Annotated in this window: 12 protein-coding genes; 9 read left to right on the top strand and 3 right to left on the bottom strand. The window is 54.4% G+C overall.

Annotated features, from left to right (window positions below):
• Positions 1-201 precede the first annotated feature (201 nt).
• On the top strand, positions 202-1,209 hold the full coding sequence (gene pyrD / locus Dpoa2040_RS05255; protein ID WP_042871103.1) for a quinone-dependent dihydroorotate dehydrogenase: 1,008 nt from the start codon (positions 202-204) through the stop codon (positions 1,207-1,209).
• Positions 1,210-1,487: 278 nt separating this feature from the next.
• Complete coding sequence (locus Dpoa2040_RS05250) at positions 1,488-2,042, top strand: cell division protein ZapC (RefSeq protein WP_168640531.1); 555 nt, start codon at positions 1,488-1,490, stop codon at positions 2,040-2,042.
• A gap of 63 nt (positions 2,043-2,105) precedes the next feature.
• Here Dpoa2040_RS05250 and Dpoa2040_RS05245 read toward each other — a convergent pair whose 3' ends face one another.
• Positions 2,106-3,209, bottom strand: a complete 1,104-nt coding sequence (locus tag Dpoa2040_RS05245) for a YcbX family protein (protein ID WP_168640530.1) — start codon at positions 3,207-3,209, stop codon at positions 2,106-2,108.
• Positions 3,210-3,389: 180 nt separating this feature from the next.
• On the opposite strand from Dpoa2040_RS05245, the gene rlmKL reads away from it, so the two are divergent.
• The 6 genes from rlmKL (at position 3,390) to rmf (ending at position 11,591) form a co-directional block, all read left to right on the top strand.
• A complete protein-coding gene (rlmKL, locus tag Dpoa2040_RS05240) occupies positions 3,390-5,513 on the top strand; it encodes a bifunctional 23S rRNA (guanine(2069)-N(7))-methyltransferase RlmK/23S rRNA (guanine(2445)-N(2))-methyltransferase RlmL (RefSeq protein WP_168640529.1) in 2,124 nt (707 codons plus the stop codon).
• A gap of 5 nt (positions 5,514-5,518) precedes the next feature.
• On the top strand, positions 5,519-7,447 hold the full coding sequence (locus tag Dpoa2040_RS05235) for an ABC transporter ATP-binding protein (protein WP_042871097.1): 1,929 nt from the start codon (positions 5,519-5,521) through the stop codon (positions 7,445-7,447).
• Positions 7,448-7,638: 191 nt separating this feature from the next.
• Positions 7,639-8,907, top strand: coding sequence for a membrane integrity-associated transporter subunit PqiA (gene pqiA / locus Dpoa2040_RS05230; RefSeq protein ID WP_071604308.1), 1,269 nt, complete (start codon positions 7,639-7,641; stop codon positions 8,905-8,907).
• Positions 8,894-10,540, top strand: coding sequence for an intermembrane transport protein PqiB (gene pqiB / locus Dpoa2040_RS05225; RefSeq protein ID WP_168640528.1), 1,647 nt, complete (start codon positions 8,894-8,896; stop codon positions 10,538-10,540). Before pqiA ends, pqiB begins: the two co-directional genes overlap by 14 nt.
• A complete protein-coding gene (pqiC, locus tag Dpoa2040_RS05220; RefSeq protein ID WP_128569732.1) occupies positions 10,540-11,118 on the top strand; it encodes a membrane integrity-associated transporter subunit PqiC in 579 nt (192 codons plus the stop codon). Before pqiB ends, pqiC begins: the two co-directional genes overlap by 1 nt.
• Positions 11,119-11,423: 305 nt before the next feature.
• Positions 11,424-11,591 carry a ribosome modulation factor gene (rmf, locus tag Dpoa2040_RS05215; protein ID WP_042871093.1) on the top strand — a complete coding sequence of 56 codons (168 nt, stop codon included), beginning with the start codon at positions 11,424-11,426 and terminating at the stop codon, positions 11,589-11,591.
• Positions 11,592-11,695: 104 nt separating this feature from the next.
• On the opposite strand, the gene Dpoa2040_RS05210 is transcribed toward rmf, so the two are convergent.
• On the bottom strand, positions 11,696-12,748 hold the full coding sequence (locus Dpoa2040_RS05210; RefSeq protein WP_042871092.1) for a 3-deoxy-7-phosphoheptulonate synthase: 1,053 nt from the start codon (positions 12,746-12,748) through the stop codon (positions 11,696-11,698).
• Between the two features lie 163 nt (positions 12,749-12,911).
• Positions 12,912-13,733 (bottom strand): pyruvate, water dikinase regulatory protein, encoded by an 822-nt coding sequence (locus tag Dpoa2040_RS05205; protein WP_168640527.1) that lies wholly within the window; start codon positions 13,731-13,733, stop codon positions 12,912-12,914.
• 301 nt (positions 13,734-14,034) lie between these two features.
• Between Dpoa2040_RS05205 and ppsA the strand changes: the two genes are divergently transcribed.
• Positions 14,035-16,413, top strand: coding sequence for a phosphoenolpyruvate synthase (ppsA, locus tag Dpoa2040_RS05200; protein WP_168640526.1), 2,379 nt, complete (start codon positions 14,035-14,037; stop codon positions 16,411-16,413).
• Positions 16,414-16,865: the final 452 nt, after the last annotated feature.

Genomic DNA, 16,865 nt, shown 5'->3' with positions numbered 1-16,865 from the left:
CTGGCAGACAGGGTGCAGGTTAGAAAAATGATTTATTGTGGAATGGAAAGCGAAAAAACGAATAAAAAATCTCCAATATGCGATGGGGAAAAGAAAACGATTGCGTCACGGCGGCGTTTTTTTAACCCCGGTCAATTCCTTTTCGTGCAGTGATGGATGATAATACGCCCCCGGTTTATAACCGGGAATCCAGGAGAAGTCATGTATCCCCTCATTCGTAAAGCGTTATTCCAGCTCGACCCCGAACAGGCGCACGAGTTTACTCTGCATCAACTGCGCCGTATTACCCATACTCCATTTGAATGGCTGGTCCACCAGTCGGTTCCCACCAAGCCGGTCACCTGTATGGGGCTGTCGTTCCGTAACCCGCTGGGGTTAGCTGCCGGGCTGGACAAAGACGGCGAGTGCATTGATGCGCTCGGTGCCATGGGGTTCGGCTTTATTGAGGTAGGCACCGTGACGCCGCGCCCGCAACCGGGCAATGATAAGCCGCGCCTGTTCCGGGTGGTGGAAGCCGAGGGGTTGATCAACCGCATGGGGTTTAATAATCGCGGGGTTGATAATCTGGTCGAGAACGTCAAACAGTCGCGTTTTGGCGGTGTACTTGGCATCAATATCGGCAAAAATAAAGACACGCCGGTGGAGCAGGGAAAAGAGGATTATCTGATTTGCATGGATAAGGTCTATTCTCATGCGGGTTATATTGCCATCAATATTTCCTCTCCCAATACGCCGGGGTTACGTACGCTACAATATGGCGATGCGTTGGATGACTTGCTACAGGCTGTAAAAAATAAACAGACCGAGCTGCATAACCGTTATCAAAAATATGTCCCCGTGGCGGTAAAAATTGCGCCGGATCTCTGTGAAGAGGAATTAATCCAAATTGCCGACAGTCTGGTTCGCCATAATATTGATGGCGTCATTGCCACCAATACTACGTTGGACAGGCAATTGATTCAGGGGTTGAATCATTGCGGGCAAACCGGCGGATTAAGCGGACGCCCGTTGCAATCGCGCAGCACCGAGGTGATTCGTCGCCTTTCGCAAGAATTACACGGACGATTGCCGATTATTGGTGTCGGCGGTATTGATTCGGTGGTTGCCGCCAGAGAAAAATTAGTGGCCGGTGCGACGCTGGTTCAGATTTATAGCGGATTTATTTATCGTGGACCGCGTCTGATTAAAGATATTGTTACCCACATCTGATTTTTCATTCCTGTTATACCCAAAATAATTCGAGTTGCAGGAAGGCGGCAAGAGAGAGAATCCCGATGAGCTTACTCAGGTAAGTGATTCGGGTGAAAGAACGCAGCCAACACACCTGCAACTTGAAGTATGACGGGTATATCCGGCGTAGGGGGTTTATTTCTCCTCTGCGCTGGTCTATATTTTCTTCGTTTGTATAAAAATACGTCATAGCCGTTGCTGATGGGTTATTTTTAAACCGGTAATGTAAGAAATTAAAGGTAATGAAAGGTAATCTGATGAAATTAATCCCTGACGATAGCTGGCGTTGGTATTTTGATACCGATCAGGCGCGCCTGATGCTTGATCTGGCCAACGGCATGGTATTTCGTTCCCGCTTTCCTTCCTCAATGCTGACGCCGGATGCGTTTACACCAGGTGTATTCTGTGTAGATGATGCCGCGTTGTTTTTCACTTATCAGGAGAAATGCCAGGCATTGGCGTTATCGGCTGAAGCTCGTGCTGAACTGGTGTTGAACGCGCTGGTGGCGAACCGTTTCCTGAAGCCGATGATGCCCAAAAGCTGGCATTTTGTGGCGCAACGTCAGACACATTCATCCCCACAAACCGGCGATCAGGTTAGCGTGCAGTTGAATGAGCGCCCGGAGATGGCGAATTTTATGGTGGTGGAGGTCGGTGATAAAGCCAGCCTGTGCGTGCTGGCGCAGAGTCAACTGGCGCTGAGCGGCAAGATGATGCAGTTGGGCGATGCCATCAAAATCATGCATGACCGCCTGCGTCTGGTGACGACAAAAAGCGACGAGGTTTGCGCGCATTACGCTGTCGCCGGCTAATCGCCGATGAAGCGATACCGTCATTTCATCGTAAATATCGTACACATCGTAAACGTAGCATCGTTATTCCAGTTCGATATCTCCTGCCGGGATGCAACTGCATGTCAGAATCGTTCCGTCTTCCCCCAGCGCGCTGGTTTTCAGCGGCGACACGTCACCCTGGATGACACTGAGCCGACAGCAACCGCACAACCCGGCCCGACACGAGTAGGGAATACGTATCCCCTGTTGCTCCAGCTGTTCCAGCAGAATTTGCTGGTTGTTGCCAGTAAAACGCGTGCCCTGATACGTAATCTGTACCGCTTTGGCGGCGCTGCCTTGCGGCGTCAAACTTTCCGTGGTGGCGCCTGTGCCATAAGGCCGAGGGGGTTTGGTAGACAGAATCTCGACGCTGTCGCCGGCACGAATAATGCCGCTGTTGCGGGCTATCAGGTTCATGCCGAAATCCACATCACCGTTTTCCGCCGTTCGGTATTGCTGTAGCGTCGCCAGCGGTTCGCCTGATGGGTGCTTGCGCCCGCGCTCGATACTTACCGTCGTCAGCACACAACGGGCAGAGGGTTTGACCACATCAAACATGACTTCGCCGATGCGCAGCGTCTGCCAGCTGTCTTCAGCGTAGGCAGCCGCGCCGCTGACCACCAGATTTGGGCGGAACTGCTCAATGCGGATGCCTGCACCGCAACGACGGCGCAGATCATCAAATGACGCCTCGTTAATCAGCAGGAAAGGGTAGCCGTCGGCAAATCCCAGCGGGATGTCCGGGTAGCGTTTGACGCGGCGTGATAATTCTGGCCCTTGCCAGCGCAGTTGCACCGGACGTTGCAGATAATCGCTCAGCCAGCGGTTAACTGCTTCCGGCGCTATGCGAGCCTGAAAATGGTTGCCCCAGACTTCGGTAGAAGCGGTAACCGGCGCGAAATCATCGAAACGCACCAGATAACTTCGGCCATCAGGTGCGGACAGGAATACGCCATCAAGGGCCAGCGCGGGCGTGAACAGCACTAACTGCGGGAATTGACGGGCGGTAATAAAGGTGCCATCAGGCTCGGTGATCATCAAGATGCGATCAAACGCCAGACCGCTGGGACTGACCATCGCCTGCGACAGCTGGATGCCACGCATGGATTTAACCGGGTGAATAAAAAGCCGACTTAACGCAATCACGCTGAGGGTTCCTTGCTGACGTAAAGCGGCAACTTTATGACAAGCCGCCGGGATTAGCTATAATGCGCCTCAATTTTCTTTAAGGCTCCGATTTTCCTTACGGGGCGTTTTTTCCAGTGTGCTTTCTCTTTGAAACGCACGCTTATTAAGGTAGTCCTTCATTAAGGTAATCGTTGCGATATGAACTCTCTGTTTGCCAGCACGGCGCGTGGTCTGGAAGAATTGTTAAAAAGCGAACTTGAAGCGCTGGGCGCGCAGCACTGCACGGTGGTGCAGGGCGGAGTGCACTTTCAGGGAGATGATCGGCTGCTGTACCAGAGCCTGATGTGGAGCCGACTGGCATCACGCATCCTGCTGCCGCTCAACGAGTTTAACGTTTATAGCGATCTGGATCTGTACCTGGGCGTGCAGGCGGTGGACTGGAGCGCGGTGTTTGACGTCAACCGCACCTTTGCGGTGCATTTTACCGGCACCAACGACGAGATTCGCAACAGCCAGTACGGTGCGCTCAAAGTCAAAGACGCCATTGTAGACAGCTTCAGCCGTAAAACCGGCCAGCGCCCGGACGTTGCCCGTCAGCAGCCTGATATCCGTATTAATGTATTTTTGCAACGCGAGAAGGCCAGCGTCGCGCTGGATTTAAGCGGCGAGAGCCTGCATCTGCGCGGTTATCGTGAGATGGCCGGGCAGGCGCCGCTCAAAGAAAATCTGGCGGCGGCGATAGTCCTGAGGTCCGGTTGGGAAACCGGTACGCCGATGGTGGACCCGATGTGTGGCTCCGGCACGCTGCTGATTGAGGCGGCGATGATGGCGGCGGATCGCGCGCCCGGTTTGCATCGTCAGCACTGGGGATTTCTGGCCTGGCAGAAACACAATCCGACGCTGTGGAAAAGCGTCACTACCGAGGCACAGGAGCGGGCACGGGCGGGGTTGCAGGCGACCACTTCCCGTTTCTTCGGTTCTGATATCGACCGCCGTATGGTGGAGATCGCCAGCAGCAACGCCCGCCGTGCCGGGGTCAGTTCCCTGATTCGGTTTGAAGCCCATGACGCCACACAGTTGAAAAATCCGCTGCCGCAGGGACCGACAGGCACGGTGGTCAGCAACCCGCCTTATGGTGAGCGACTGGAAAGCGAACCGGCGCTGATTGCATTACACAATCTGCTTGGTCGCAAAATGAAAAGCGAGTTTGGCGGTTGGACGCTGTCGCTGTTTAGCGCCTCGCCGGAACTGCTCAGTTGTTTGCAACTGCGTGCTGATCGCCAGTTCAAGGCCAAAAACGGCCCACTGGAGTGCGTGCAGAAGAATTATCAACTGGCGGAAAACGAAGCGGGCGCACAGCACTCGGCAACATTCGCCGAAGATTTCGCCAACCGTCTGCGCAAAAATCTGCGCAAGCTGGAGAAATGGGCGCAGCAGCAGGGGATTGAGTGCTATCGCCTGTATGACGCCGATCTGCCGGAATACAACGTGGCGGTGGACCGCTACGGCGAGCGGGTAGTGATTCAGGAGTACGCGCCGCCAAAAAGCATTGATGCCCAGAAGGCTCGCCAGCGGTTGTTTGATGTGATCAACGCCACCCTGAGCGTGTTGGCGTTGCCCGCCAGTCATCTGATATTGAAAACCCGTGAGCGTCAGAAAGGCAAAAACCAGTACGAAAAGCTGGCCGAGAAAGGGGAGTTCCTGCAGGTATCGGAGTTCAACGCCAAACTGTGGGTTAACCTGACCGACTATCTCGACACCGGACTGTTTCTCGATCACCGCATCGCCCGCCGTATGCTGGGGGAGATGAGTAACGGCAAGGATTTCCTCAACCTGTTCGCTTATACCGGCAGCGCCAGTGTGCACGCCGGGCTGGGCGGAGCGCGCTCTACTACCACGGTGGATATGTCGCGCACCTATCTGGAATGGGCGGAGAAGAACCTGCGTCTTAACGGCCTGACCGGTCGTCAACACCGGCTGATCCATGCCGATTGCCTGGCGTGGATGCGTGAAACCCGCGAACAGTTTGATGTGATTTTTATCGATCCGCCGACGTTCTCCAATTCCAAACGGATGGATGAGTCGTTCGATGTGCAGCGTGATCACCTGATGCTGATGACCCAGCTTAAACGGCTGCTGCGCCCTCGCGGCACTATCCTGTTTTCTAACAACAAACGCGGATTCCAGATGGATCAGGCTGGGCTTGCCGCACTGGGACTGGAGGCGAAGGAGATTACCGCACAAACCTTGTCGCAGGATTTCGCCCGTAATCGTCAGATTCACAACTGCTGGCTGTTGAAACACGCCGGCGAGGAAAAATAACTACCATGTCATTGATCAGTTTATCCGGCGCCTGGCTGTCATTCAGCGATGCGCCGCTGTTGGATAACACCGAACTGCATATTGAAGACAACGAGCGTGTGTGTCTGGTCGGGCGTAACGGTGCCGGCAAATCCACCCTGTTAAAAATTCTGGCGAAGGAAATACCGCTGGATGATGGCCGACTGGTGTACGAGCAGGACCTGATTGTAGCGCGTTTGCAGCAGGACCCGCCGCGCGACGTGGCCGGCACGGTGTTTGATTTTGTGGCCGAAGGCGTGGCGGCGCAGGCCGGGCACCTGAAAGCCTACCATGCTGCGTTGCGGTTGGTGGGAGAAGACCCCAGCGAGAAAAACCTGAACCAACTGGCGAAGATTCAGGAGGTGCTGGATCATCAGGGGCTGTGGAAGCTCGAAGACCGCATCAATGAAGTACTGGACAAACTGGGGTTATCGGCAGATACGCTGTTGTCGGCGCTGTCCGGCGGCTGGCTGCGTAAAGCGGCGCTGGGGCGTGCGCTGGTCAGCGCACCGCGGGTGCTGTTGCTGGATGAACCCACCAACCACCTCGATATCGACACCATCGACTGGCTGGAAGGTTTCCTCAAAGCGTTTTCCGGCAGCATTGTGTTTATTTCCCATGACCGTTCGTTTATTCGCAATATGGCGACCCGTATCGTCGATCTGGATCGCGGCAAGATGGTGTCCTGGCCCGGTGATTACGACAACTATCTGCTGGGTAAGGAAGAGGCGCTGCGGGTAGAGGAATTGCAGAATGCAGAATTCGACCGCAAGCTGGCGCAGGAAGAGGTGTGGATTCGCCAGGGCATCAAGGCGCGCCGTACCCGTAACGAAGGCCGGGTGCGGGCGCTGAAGGCGATGCGTCGGGAACGTGCTGAACGCCGTGAAGTGATGGGCAGCGCCAAAATGCAGGTGGAAGAGGCGGCCCGTTCCGGCAAGATAGTCTTTGAACTGGAAGATGTTGATTATCAGGTGGATGGCAAGACGCTGGTGTCCGGTTTTTCCGCTCAGGTACAGCGTGGCGATAAAATCGCGCTGGTTGGTCCAAACGGTTGCGGTAAGACCACGTTGCTGAAACTGATGCTGGCGCAACTGGCACCGACATCAGGCCGCATTCACTGCGGCACCAAGCTGGAAGTGGCGTATTTCGATCAACATCGTGCTGAATTAGACCCAGAAAAAACGGTGATGGATAACCTCGCCGAAGGTAAGCAGGAAGTGATGGTCAATGGCCGTTCACGGCATGTGCTGGGTTACCTGCAGGATTTCCTGTTCCACCCGAAACGGGCCATGACGCCGGTAAAAGCGCTATCCGGTGGGGAGCGTAACCGACTGTTGTTGGCCCGGTTGTTCCTCAAGCCCAGTAATCTGCTGATTCTCGACGAACCCACTAACGATCTGGACGTGGAAACGCTGGAACTGCTGGAAGAGTTGCTGGAAAGTTATCAGGGCACCGTACTGCTGGTGAGTCATGACCGTCAGTTCGTCGATAACTCGGTCACCGAATGCTGGATTTTTGAAGGGAATGGTCTGATTGGCCGCTATGTCGGCGGTTATTATGATGCCCAACACCAGCGTGCGTCCGCCGCGCCGTTGCGCACGCCTGCACCGATAAAAAGTGCCGCAGTGAAAGAAAACCGCGAGAGCGTGCAGAGTGCGCCATCCGCACCGCCAGCTAAACGCGGCGGCGGCAAGCTCAGTTATAACCAGCAGCGTGAGCTGGAACAGTTACCGCAACGTATTGAAGCGCTTGAGAACGAGATTGAAAACTTGCAGCAGCAGATGAACGATCCGGCGTTCTTTTCCCAGCCACATGATAAAACCCAGCCGGTGCTGGCGGCACTGGCTGAAGCGGAACAGCAACTGGAAACCTGCTTTGAACGTTGGGAAGCGCTCGAAGCGCAAAAGAATGGCTAACGTTATAGTCCACGGCGATAGTAACGGGCGCTGGCGTAAGCCATCGTAGTTGCAAAGGGATGAGTTGTAACGGGATGAGTTGTAAAGAAATGAACTGACATATCTTGCAGGTAATAGAGCGGGTGCTGCATCGGTTCGGTTGTTCGGCAGCATCATGATTTTCGTATCGGCCTGGCTACCGGAGGCGGCGAATGTGCGTTCATCACCACCACTATGACCGGCATATGCTGTGCCCGCATTGTGACCTGTTGGTCGAGTTGCCGACACTGCAGGATGGTCAGCGGGCAGTGTGTCCGCGCTGCAAAACGACGTTATCCAGCCGCCAGCGCGAGCCGCGCTGGCGTCCTGCCAGCTTTGCGTTTAGCGCGCTTGTCATGTTGCTGCTGTCCATGCTGTTTCCCTTTGTCTCGATGAGTGTTGCCGGTATTCGTAGCGAAATCACCCTGCTGGCGATCCCGCAGGTGATGGTGGCGGAAAACTACGTTAGCATGGCGACGCTTTTTCTGCTGTTTGCTCAGCTGGTACCCGCCTGTTCGATGGTGGCGATCCTGTTGCTGTGCCTGCGTGCGCCGTTGCCTGATGTGTTGCGGCGCTGGCTCACCCGGCTGTTGTTCCAGTTGAAAAGCTGGGGTATGGCGGAAATCTTTTTGGCTGGCGTGCTGGTCAGTTTTGTTAAGCTGATGTCGTACGGCGATATCGGTATCGGCGCCAGTTTCATCCCTTATATCGTTTTCTGTCTGTTGCAGTTGCTGGCATTTCAGAGTCTCGACCGACGCTGGTTGTGGGATGACGTCGCCCCGCCGCCGCCGATGCCGACAGGGCTGAAAATCGGCCACAGCGGACAAGCGCAGGGGGTGCGTTCCTGTACCTGTTGCAGCGCCATTCTGCCTGCCGGGGAGGTGCGTTGTCCGCGTTGTCATACCTATGGACATGTGCGTCGGCGTCACAGTGTGCAATGGACGCTGGCGCTGTTGTTGACGTCGGTGCTGCTGTACGTACCCGCTAATCTGATGCCGATTATGGTCACCGAAGCGCTGGGCCATAACGTCACTTCGACTATCATGTCCGGCGTTATCCTGTTATGGGACTCCGGTTCGTGGCCGGTGGCGTTGGTGATTTTCGTCGCCAGCATTATGGTGCCGACACTTAAAATGCTGGCGATGGGCTGGTTGTGTTGGTGCGCGTACGGTTCACGCCGTCATGATACCGAGCGTCTGCACCGACTGTATGAGATCGTGGAATTTGTGGGGCGTTGGTCGATGATCGATGTCTTTGTCATCGCTGTGCTATCGGCGATGGTGCGTATGGGCCGACTGATGAGCATTTATCCGGCTATTGGCGCGGTATTGTTTGCCAGTGTGGTTATTCTGACCATGATTGCTGCGATGACCTTTGATCCCCGCCTGCTGTGGGACAAGCATCAGGTGCAAGCAGAGGAGCGTTCCGTTGACGAAAACTAATCAAGGCATGGCACAGGTAGAAAGCATTAAACGCTGGTCGCCGGTATGGATTGTGCCGATTGTGACCGTGTTGATTGGTGTCTGGATTCTGTTTTATCACGTGAGTCATCGCGGACCGGAAATTACGCTGACTACCAGTAGCGCCGAGGGGATCGAGGCCGGAAAAACGACGATTAAAAGCCGTAGCGTGAACGTCGGCATCGTGGAAAGCGTGATGCTGAGCGAAGACCTGCATCAGGTGGAGATCAAGGCGCGTCTCAATGACGGCATGGATAAATTGCTGAGCAAGGATTCGGCATTCTGGGTGGTCAAACCGCAGATAGGCCGTGAAGGTGTCTCCGGGCTGGGGACGTTGCTGTCCGGCTCCTTTATCCAACTGCAGCCAGGCTCCAGTAAGGAAGACAGTCGCACGTTCATACTGCTGGATTCGCCACCGCTGGCGTCGCCCGATGCCAGGGGCATTCGTATTATGCTCAATAGTGAGCAGTCCGGACAGTTGACCGCCGGCGACCCGGTGCTGTTTCGCGGTTATCGGGTCGGGTCGGTAGAAACCAGCCATTTTGATCCTGCCGCCAGAAAAATGCAGTATCAGCTGTTTATCGCCGCACCCTATGACCAACTGGTGACGACGAATGTTCGTTTCTGGAAAGACAGCGGTGTGGCGCTGGACCTGTCCGCTCAGGGGATGCGGGTGGAGATGGGATCGCTTAGCACATTGTTAAGCGGCGGCGTCAGCTTTGATGTGCCTGCCGGCTGGGACGTGGGCAAGCCGGCACATGAGCGCGACCTATACCAGTTGTTTGACAGTCAGGGCAGTATTCAGGACTCGCTTTATACCGAATATAAAGAATACCTGCTGTTTTTCGATGAGTCGGTTCGCGGCTTGCAGGCGGGAGCGCCGGTTGAGTTTCGTGGTATTCGGCTGGGAACCGTTACCGAAGTCCCCTTTTTCCCCAGGAATATGCCGCAACGTTTTGACAGCGATTATCGCATTCCGGTACTGGTGCGTATTGAACCGGGTCGGCTGAAACCAGGGCTGCGGGATAAGATCAATCTGGAGCAGGAGTTAAGCAAGGGCGCTGAATCGGGTATGCGGGCATCGATGAAAACCGCCAATCTACTGACTGGCGCGCTATACGTGGATCTGGATTTTTATCCGCAATTAAAAGGCCGGGTGGCTTCGCTGACGTCAGTAGAGGGCTACCCGGTGTTGCCGACCGTCAACGGCGGCCTGACGCAGATTCAGCAGAAACTGATGTCGATGTTGGATAAAATCAACAGTCTGCCGCTTAATCCTATGGTGGAGCAGGCGACGAAAACGTTGACGGAAAGCCAGTCCACCCTGCGGGAATTGCAGAAAACGTTGGCGTCGCTCAACACATTGATCAATAGCGATGCGATGCGGCAGTTGCCGGAAGATATGCAGCGTACGCTGCGTGAACTAAACAGCAGCTTGCAAGGCGTGCAACCCGGTGCGCCGGCTTATAACCGTATGGTGGGCGATATGCAGCGTCTGGACCAGATGTTGCGCGAATTGCAACCGTTGCTGCGTACCCTGAATGACAAGAGCAATGCACTGATTTTCGAGGCACCGGGTGCCCGTGACCCTCAACCGAAAAAGGCGAAACCATAATGAAACGATGGCCGTTGTGGCGGGTATTGCCGTTATGGCTGGTATGGCTGCTGAGTGCCTGTAGCAGCCCACAGAAAGTGTATTATCAACTGCCCGTCGTTGCGCAGAGTAGCGGCCTGTCAGTGGCTTCGGCGGAAGGACGCCAGTTGTGGGTGGCACCCGTCACCCTTGCGGATTCGCTGGCGGGAAATGGTATCCTGTTCCAGACCTCAGCGGTGCGTTACACCATTGCGACCAATAATCTGTGGGCCAGCCCGTTGGATCAACAATTGCAGCAGGCGCTGGTAGCGTCGCTGCGCAACGGCTTGCCGGGGTGGCATGTTGCGACTACCGGCGTTGCCAGCGCTGCTGCGTTGCGTTTACAGGTCAATGTGACGGCGTTTCAGGGGCGGTTCGACGGTAACGCCGTGATTCGCGGTGAGTGGGTGTTGCAGGGCAGTAAACGTATCGTGACCCAGCCGTTCAGCATCGACGTGCCGCAGACCGAAGATGGCTATGACGCGCTGGTGAGCGCGCTCGGCAAAGGTTGGCAGCAGGTAGCAGAGCAGGTGAGCCAGCGTTTGCTGACAGGAGCCTGATACCTGCCTGACCTGGCAGTCGTGCCGCTTTATATATCGATATGCACTCAGTTATAGCAAATACCTCTGGATGCCGATTTTGTGATGGTGATCGAATTCCGGGGGTTTTGTTTTTGTCTCAAACTGTTAGCCATAAAATATGGTTTTGTCTCGCAGAAAATTCCTCATTCTGGTTCACAAATATGACAATGGCATGAATATTGTGCCTTGATCTTCGCTTCCCGAATGGCTATTCATAGAATGTGGTTGCGTGAAAAGTGACCACTGTTTTCTTTCCACCAGAGTCGAAATGAGGGAAACAAGGCATGAAGAGACAAAAAAGAGATCGTCTGGCACGGGCGCATTCACGGGGCTACCAGGCTGGTATCGTTGGCCGGTCCAAGGAGCTCTGTCCTTATCAATCTATCGATGCCCGTTCTAACTGGTTGGGAGGCTGGCGACAGGCCATGGAGGACAAGGCGGTGATTGCCTAATCGCACCTTGTCACTTGAAAAGGGACTAACCTCCGCCACGGCGGAGGTTTTCTTTTTAGGCGGTTTTCTTCTTTAATCGGTGCGATACGGGCGATTGTTGTATGTCAGTCGGCAAAACGGCTGTCTACCGCATCCGCCAACATGGCCAATAGGCGTTCGCTGTCCTGCCAGCCGAGGCAGGCATCGGTAATCGACTGACCATAGGTGAGTTGATCGCGATGATGTAACGGTTGGGTGCCTTCCACCAGAAAACTCTCTGCCATGACACCGGCGATGGCGCTGGTGCCGCTACGAATCTGGTCGCATACCGACTGTGCGACGGTCAACTGGCGTTGAAACTGTTTCTGGCTGTTGCCGTGGCTGAAATCTACCACCAGCCGTTCTGGTAGTGAGAATTCCCGTAACGCAGCACAGGCGGCGGTGATGTGTTCTGCCTGGTAATTGGGGGTTTTGCCACCGCGCAGAATAATATGCCCGGACGGGTTACCGTGGGTTTGATACACCGTCATACGACCGTGTTCATCCGGCGATAAAAACATATGACGCGCGCGGGCGGCACGGATAGCGTCAACCGCGATACGGACGTTGCCGTCGGTACCGTTTTTGAACCCCACTGGACAGGAGAGCGCAGAAGCCATTTCCCGATGGATCTGGCTTTCAGTGGTACGTGCGCCGATAGCCCCCCAACTGATGGTATCGGCAATATACTGCCCGGTGACGGTGTCCAGAAACTCGGTGGCGGTCGGCAGGCCAAGCGCGTTGATATCCAGCAGCAGTTGGCGTGCTTGTGCCAACCCCTCATTGATCAGGAAGCTGCCGTTGAGTTGCGGGTCGGCGATCAACCCTTTCCAGCCCACCACGGTGCGCGGTTTTTCGAAGTAAGTCCGCATCACGATTTCCAGCCGGTGCTGGTATTGCGTTCGTAATGCGGCCAGCCGCTGTGCGTAGTCTCTGGCACTATCAATATGGTGAATGGAACATGGGCCAATGATCACCAACAAACGGCGATCTTGTCCGGAAAGAATGTGTTCTATGCGTGCGCGTGAGGCGATGACGGTGTCGGCGATCTCCGCTGTGAGCGGAAGCTTGGTCAACAGTTCATGGGGCGTCATCAGACTGGCAAGTCGTTCGCTGCGCGGCTGATCAGTTAGTTGCATGTGTAATCTCTGAATGTCCGTGAAATTTATCGTATCGATCCCTGTCGGCCTGGTTTACCTTCGGGGAGGTGGCCGTAGAGCCACCAATATGCTTGTGGGACCGCCTGGCCGCGATGGTCATAGTCTATCACAGGCGACTTGCTACTCCGAGGGATGAAAATAGTTAATACATACGCCTATTTATACCCATTAGGTCAATAATTCTGGCTGATATCTCTTCTACCGAATAATTGGTGGTGTTGATGTAGCGGATCTGGTGACGGCGGAATAACGATTCCACCTCGCTCAGCTCCATACGGCATTGTCGCAGCGACGCGTATCGGCTGTTGCCGCGCCGTTCTTCACGGATGGCGGTTAGCCGTTCGGCATCAATGGTTAACCCGAACAGCTTTTGCTGATAGGGTTTAAGCGCATCCGGCAGCAGCAGGTTATCCATATCATCGGCAGTAAAAGGGTAATTTGCGGCGCGAATACCGAACTGCATCGCCAGATAAAGACTGGTGGGGGTTTTGCCGCAACGGGACACGCCGAGCAGAATCACCTGTGCCTGATCGAGGTTGCGCAGCGAAATGCCATCGTCATGAGCCAAGGTATAGTCGATGGCGGCTATGCGGGCATCGTATTTGGTCAGGTTGTTGGCGGTTAGCCCATGGGTGCGATTGGCCACTGGCGTCGGCGAGACGTTTAATTCCCGCTGTAGCGGTGCGACCAACGCCTGAACAATGTCCTGACAGAAGCCTTCGCTGCCGATGATGATATCGCGGATAGCCGGAGTGACAATCGAATAGAACACCAGCGGGCGCACACCGCTCTGGCGGTATAAGGTGTCGATTTGATCACGAACGGCGGTAGCCCGGTGTTCGTTATCGACAAACGGCAGAGTACAGCTGACGGTGTTAACCGGAAACTGGGACATGACGGCGTGCCCCAACACTTCTGCAGTAATCGCCGTGCCATCGGATACATAAAATACGCTTCTTTCCATATCAGACTCCTTAAATACCCTTGCGGGTTATCATAAGACTTTTGTGCCGAAAATCAGGTGCTTCTGGAATTTTTTAATGAAACGTCATTTCATTATCTTCATGATTGTGATGATGTTATTTGACAATATTGAGATTTTTCTGACTTTTGGCAATCTCATCGCGTGAATTCCTCTTTTTTCGTCAGGTTGATCGATTCACCTTTCCGTGCTTTTTGCAACCCTGTGCTACGCTCATAAAGCCGAAACTCATTTCTGGCGAAATATTTCATACCCTAATTGTATGCAAAAAGGATTATTTTCGATGTCTAACAACGGCCCTGATAGGCGTAATGTCCTGTGGTATAACCAGCTTGGTATGCACGACGTTGAGCGGGTGGGAGGTAAAAATGCCTCTCTGGGGGAAATGATCACGAATCTGTCGGAGCTTGGGGTGTCGGTTCCGAACGGTTTTGCGACAACCGCCCAGGCGTTTAATGACTTTCTTAACCAGAGCGGCATCAACCAGCGAATCTATGAACTGTTGGATAGCACTAATGTCGATGATGTCAGCCAACTGACCAACGCTGGCGCAAAGATTCGTCAGTGGATCATCGATACGCCATTCCAGCCGGAGCTGGAACAGGCTATCTGCAGTGCATATCAGCAACTGGCTGACGGTGAACCGGAGGCGTCGTTTGCCGTGCGTTCATCCGCCACAGCGGAAGATATGCCGGATGCATCCTTCGCGGGACAGCAGGAAACCTTTCTTAACGTACAAGGTATTGATGCCGTGATGGTGGCGGTGAAGCACGTGTTTGCTTCACTGTTCAATGATCGTGCTATTTCGTATCGCGTTCATCAGGGCTATGACCACCGTGGCGTGGCGTTATCCGCCGGTGTACAGCGCATGGTGCGCTCCGATCTGGCCGCCTCTGGCGTGATGTTCACGTTGGATACCGAATCGGGCTTTGATCAGGTGGTGTTCATTACCGCCGCCTGGGGGCTGGGCGAGATGGTAGTGCAAGGCGCAGTTAACCCGGATGAGTTTTATGTGCACAAACCGACGCTCTTGAGCGGCAAGCCGTCGATCGTTCGCCGCAATATGGGATCGAAAAAAATCCGCATGGTGTACGCAGCGACCCAGGAGCACGGTAAACAGGTGCGGGTAGAGGATGTGGAAGACGCGCAGCGCACCCGCTTCTGCCTGAGCGATGACGAAGTGCAGGCGCTGGCGCATCAGGCGTTGTTGATCGAAAAACATTATGGCCGCCCGATGGATATCGAATGGGCCAAAGATGGTCATACCGGCAAACTGTACATTGTGCAGGCGCGTCCGGAAACCGTACGCTCCAATGGTCAGGTGATGGAGCGGTATCATTTGCCAGCAGGCGGCAAGGTGCTGGTGGAAGGGCGTGCTATCGGCCACCGTATCGGTGCAGGCGAAGTGAAAATCGTCCATGACATCAGCGAAATGCACCGGGTCAATGCGGGTGATGTGCTGGTGACCGACATGACCGACCCGGACTGGGAACCGATCATGAAAAAAGCGGCGGCGATTGTCACCAACCGTGGTGGGCGCACCTGTCATGCGGCGATTATCGCACGTGAATTGGGGATTCCGGCGGTCGTGGGCTGTGGCGACGCTACCGAGCGGTTGCAGAACGGTCAGAAAGTGACGGTATCCTGCGCCGAGGGCGATACCGGCTACGTTTATCATGACCTGCTGGACTTTACGGTGAAAAGCTCGCAGGTGGACGCGATGCCCACGCTGCCGCTGAAAATTATGATGAACGTCGGTAACCCGGATCGGGCGTTCGATTTCGCCTGTCTGCCCAACGAAGGCGTAGGGCTGGCGCGGCTGGAGTTCATCATCAACCGTATGATTGGGGTACACCCGCGCGCGTTGTTGGAGTTTTCGCAACAAACGCCGGACATTCAGCGTGAAATCCGCATCCTGATGCAAGGATACGACGACCCGGTCGAGTTCTATATCGAACGGCTAAAGGAAGGCATTGCGACGCTGGCGTCGGCGTTCTGGCCGAAGCGCGTGATCGTGCGTTTGTCTGACTTTAAATCCAACGAGTACGCTAACCTGCTGGGCGGCACCCGCTACGAGCCGGAAGAGGAAAACCCGATGCTGGGCTTCCGTGGCGCGGGTCGTTATGTATCGCCGGATTTCCGCGCCTGCTTTGCGCTGGAGTGTGAGGCAGTGAAACGGGTGCGTAACGGTATGGGGCTGACTAACGTCGAAGTGATGATCCCGTTTGTACGCACGGTGGCGCAGGCGCAAGCTGTGGTGGATGAACTGGCCAGTCAGGGGCTGAAACGTGGCGAGAACGGTTTGAAAATCATTATGATGTGCGAAATTCCGTCTAACGCGCTGTTGGCGGAAGCGTTCCTGCAACATTTTGATGGATTCTCCATCGGTTCGAATGACATGACCCAGTTAACGTTGGGGCTGGACCGCGATTCCGGCGTGGTATCCGAGTTGTTTGACGAGCGTAATGACGCGGTGAAAGCGTTACTGGCAATGGCGATTCGTGCGGCTAAAAAACACGGGAAGTACGTTGGCATCTGTGGTCAGGGGCCGTCTGACCATGAAGATTTCGCCGCCTGGCTGATGGATGAAGGCATTGACAGTCTGTCGCTGAACCCGGATACGGTGGTGCAGACCTGGCTGAGTCTGGCTGAGAAACGCTAACCTCTCGTTTGACGAACTGTCTATCCTGCCGCCCAGGCATTCGCTGGGCGGTTTTTTTTATGCCTACGTGTGTGGGATAACAGAGTGACATACAGCAAAGGCCGTGAGGCGAGGTTGTTGGTGGTGGGGAATAACCGGGCGGCAGATAAAAAAATGCCCATCTCAAGAATGGGCAAAGACTACACACAGCAATTCGTTACTAGCTCTGACGAGGAGAAACCTCATTGACAAACATTACATTAACAATAGCTCCGGGTATGAATACTAAGTTTTAGACTGACTGGCGTCATTAAGAATCATCCTAATGGTTAACTTTTTTTGAATAATTGATTGGTGGTGAAAGAGTTTATGTCAATTAAACTGATTTTTATAAAACTTTTATTGTCTAAAATAATGAATTTTTGCGGTGAATTTTCCTAAAAACATAAAATTCACTTACATATTGGGAATAT

This window comes from Dickeya sp. CFBP 2040, assembly GCF_012273755.1.
GTDB lineage: Bacteria > Pseudomonadota > Gammaproteobacteria > Enterobacterales > Enterobacteriaceae > Dickeya > Dickeya poaceiphila.
The sequence above is the reverse complement of the archived record's forward strand: the minus strand, read 5'-3'. Positions and strand labels throughout refer to the sequence as shown.

Excerpts from the sequence above, each read along its gene's own strand:
- pqiC (WP_128569732.1), top strand. The coding sequence starts at position 10,540 with ATGAAACGATGGCCGTTGTGGCGGGTATTGCCGTTATGGCTGGTATGG.
- Dpoa2040_RS05210 (WP_042871092.1), bottom strand. The coding sequence starts at position 12,748 with ATGCAACTAACTGATCAGCCGCGCAGCGAACGACTTGCCAGTCTGATG.
- ppsA (WP_168640526.1), top strand. The coding sequence starts at position 14,035 with ATGTCTAACAACGGCCCTGATAGGCGTAATGTCCTGTGGTATAACCAG.
- Dpoa2040_RS05235 (WP_042871097.1), top strand. The coding sequence starts at position 5,519 with ATGTCATTGATCAGTTTATCCGGCGCCTGGCTGTCATTCAGCGATGCG.
- Dpoa2040_RS05205 (WP_168640527.1), bottom strand. The coding sequence starts at position 13,733 with ATGGAAAGAAGCGTATTTTATGTATCCGATGGCACGGCGATTACTGCA.
- rlmKL (WP_168640529.1), top strand. The coding sequence starts at position 3,390 with ATGAACTCTCTGTTTGCCAGCACGGCGCGTGGTCTGGAAGAATTGTTA.
- pyrD (WP_042871103.1), top strand. The coding sequence starts at position 202 with ATGTATCCCCTCATTCGTAAAGCGTTATTCCAGCTCGACCCCGAACAG.
- Dpoa2040_RS05250 (WP_168640531.1), top strand. The coding sequence starts at position 1,488 with ATGAAATTAATCCCTGACGATAGCTGGCGTTGGTATTTTGATACCGAT.
- rmf (WP_042871093.1), top strand. The coding sequence starts at position 11,424 with ATGAAGAGACAAAAAAGAGATCGTCTGGCACGGGCGCATTCACGGGGC.
- pqiA (WP_071604308.1), top strand. The coding sequence starts at position 7,639 with ATGTGCGTTCATCACCACCACTATGACCGGCATATGCTGTGCCCGCAT.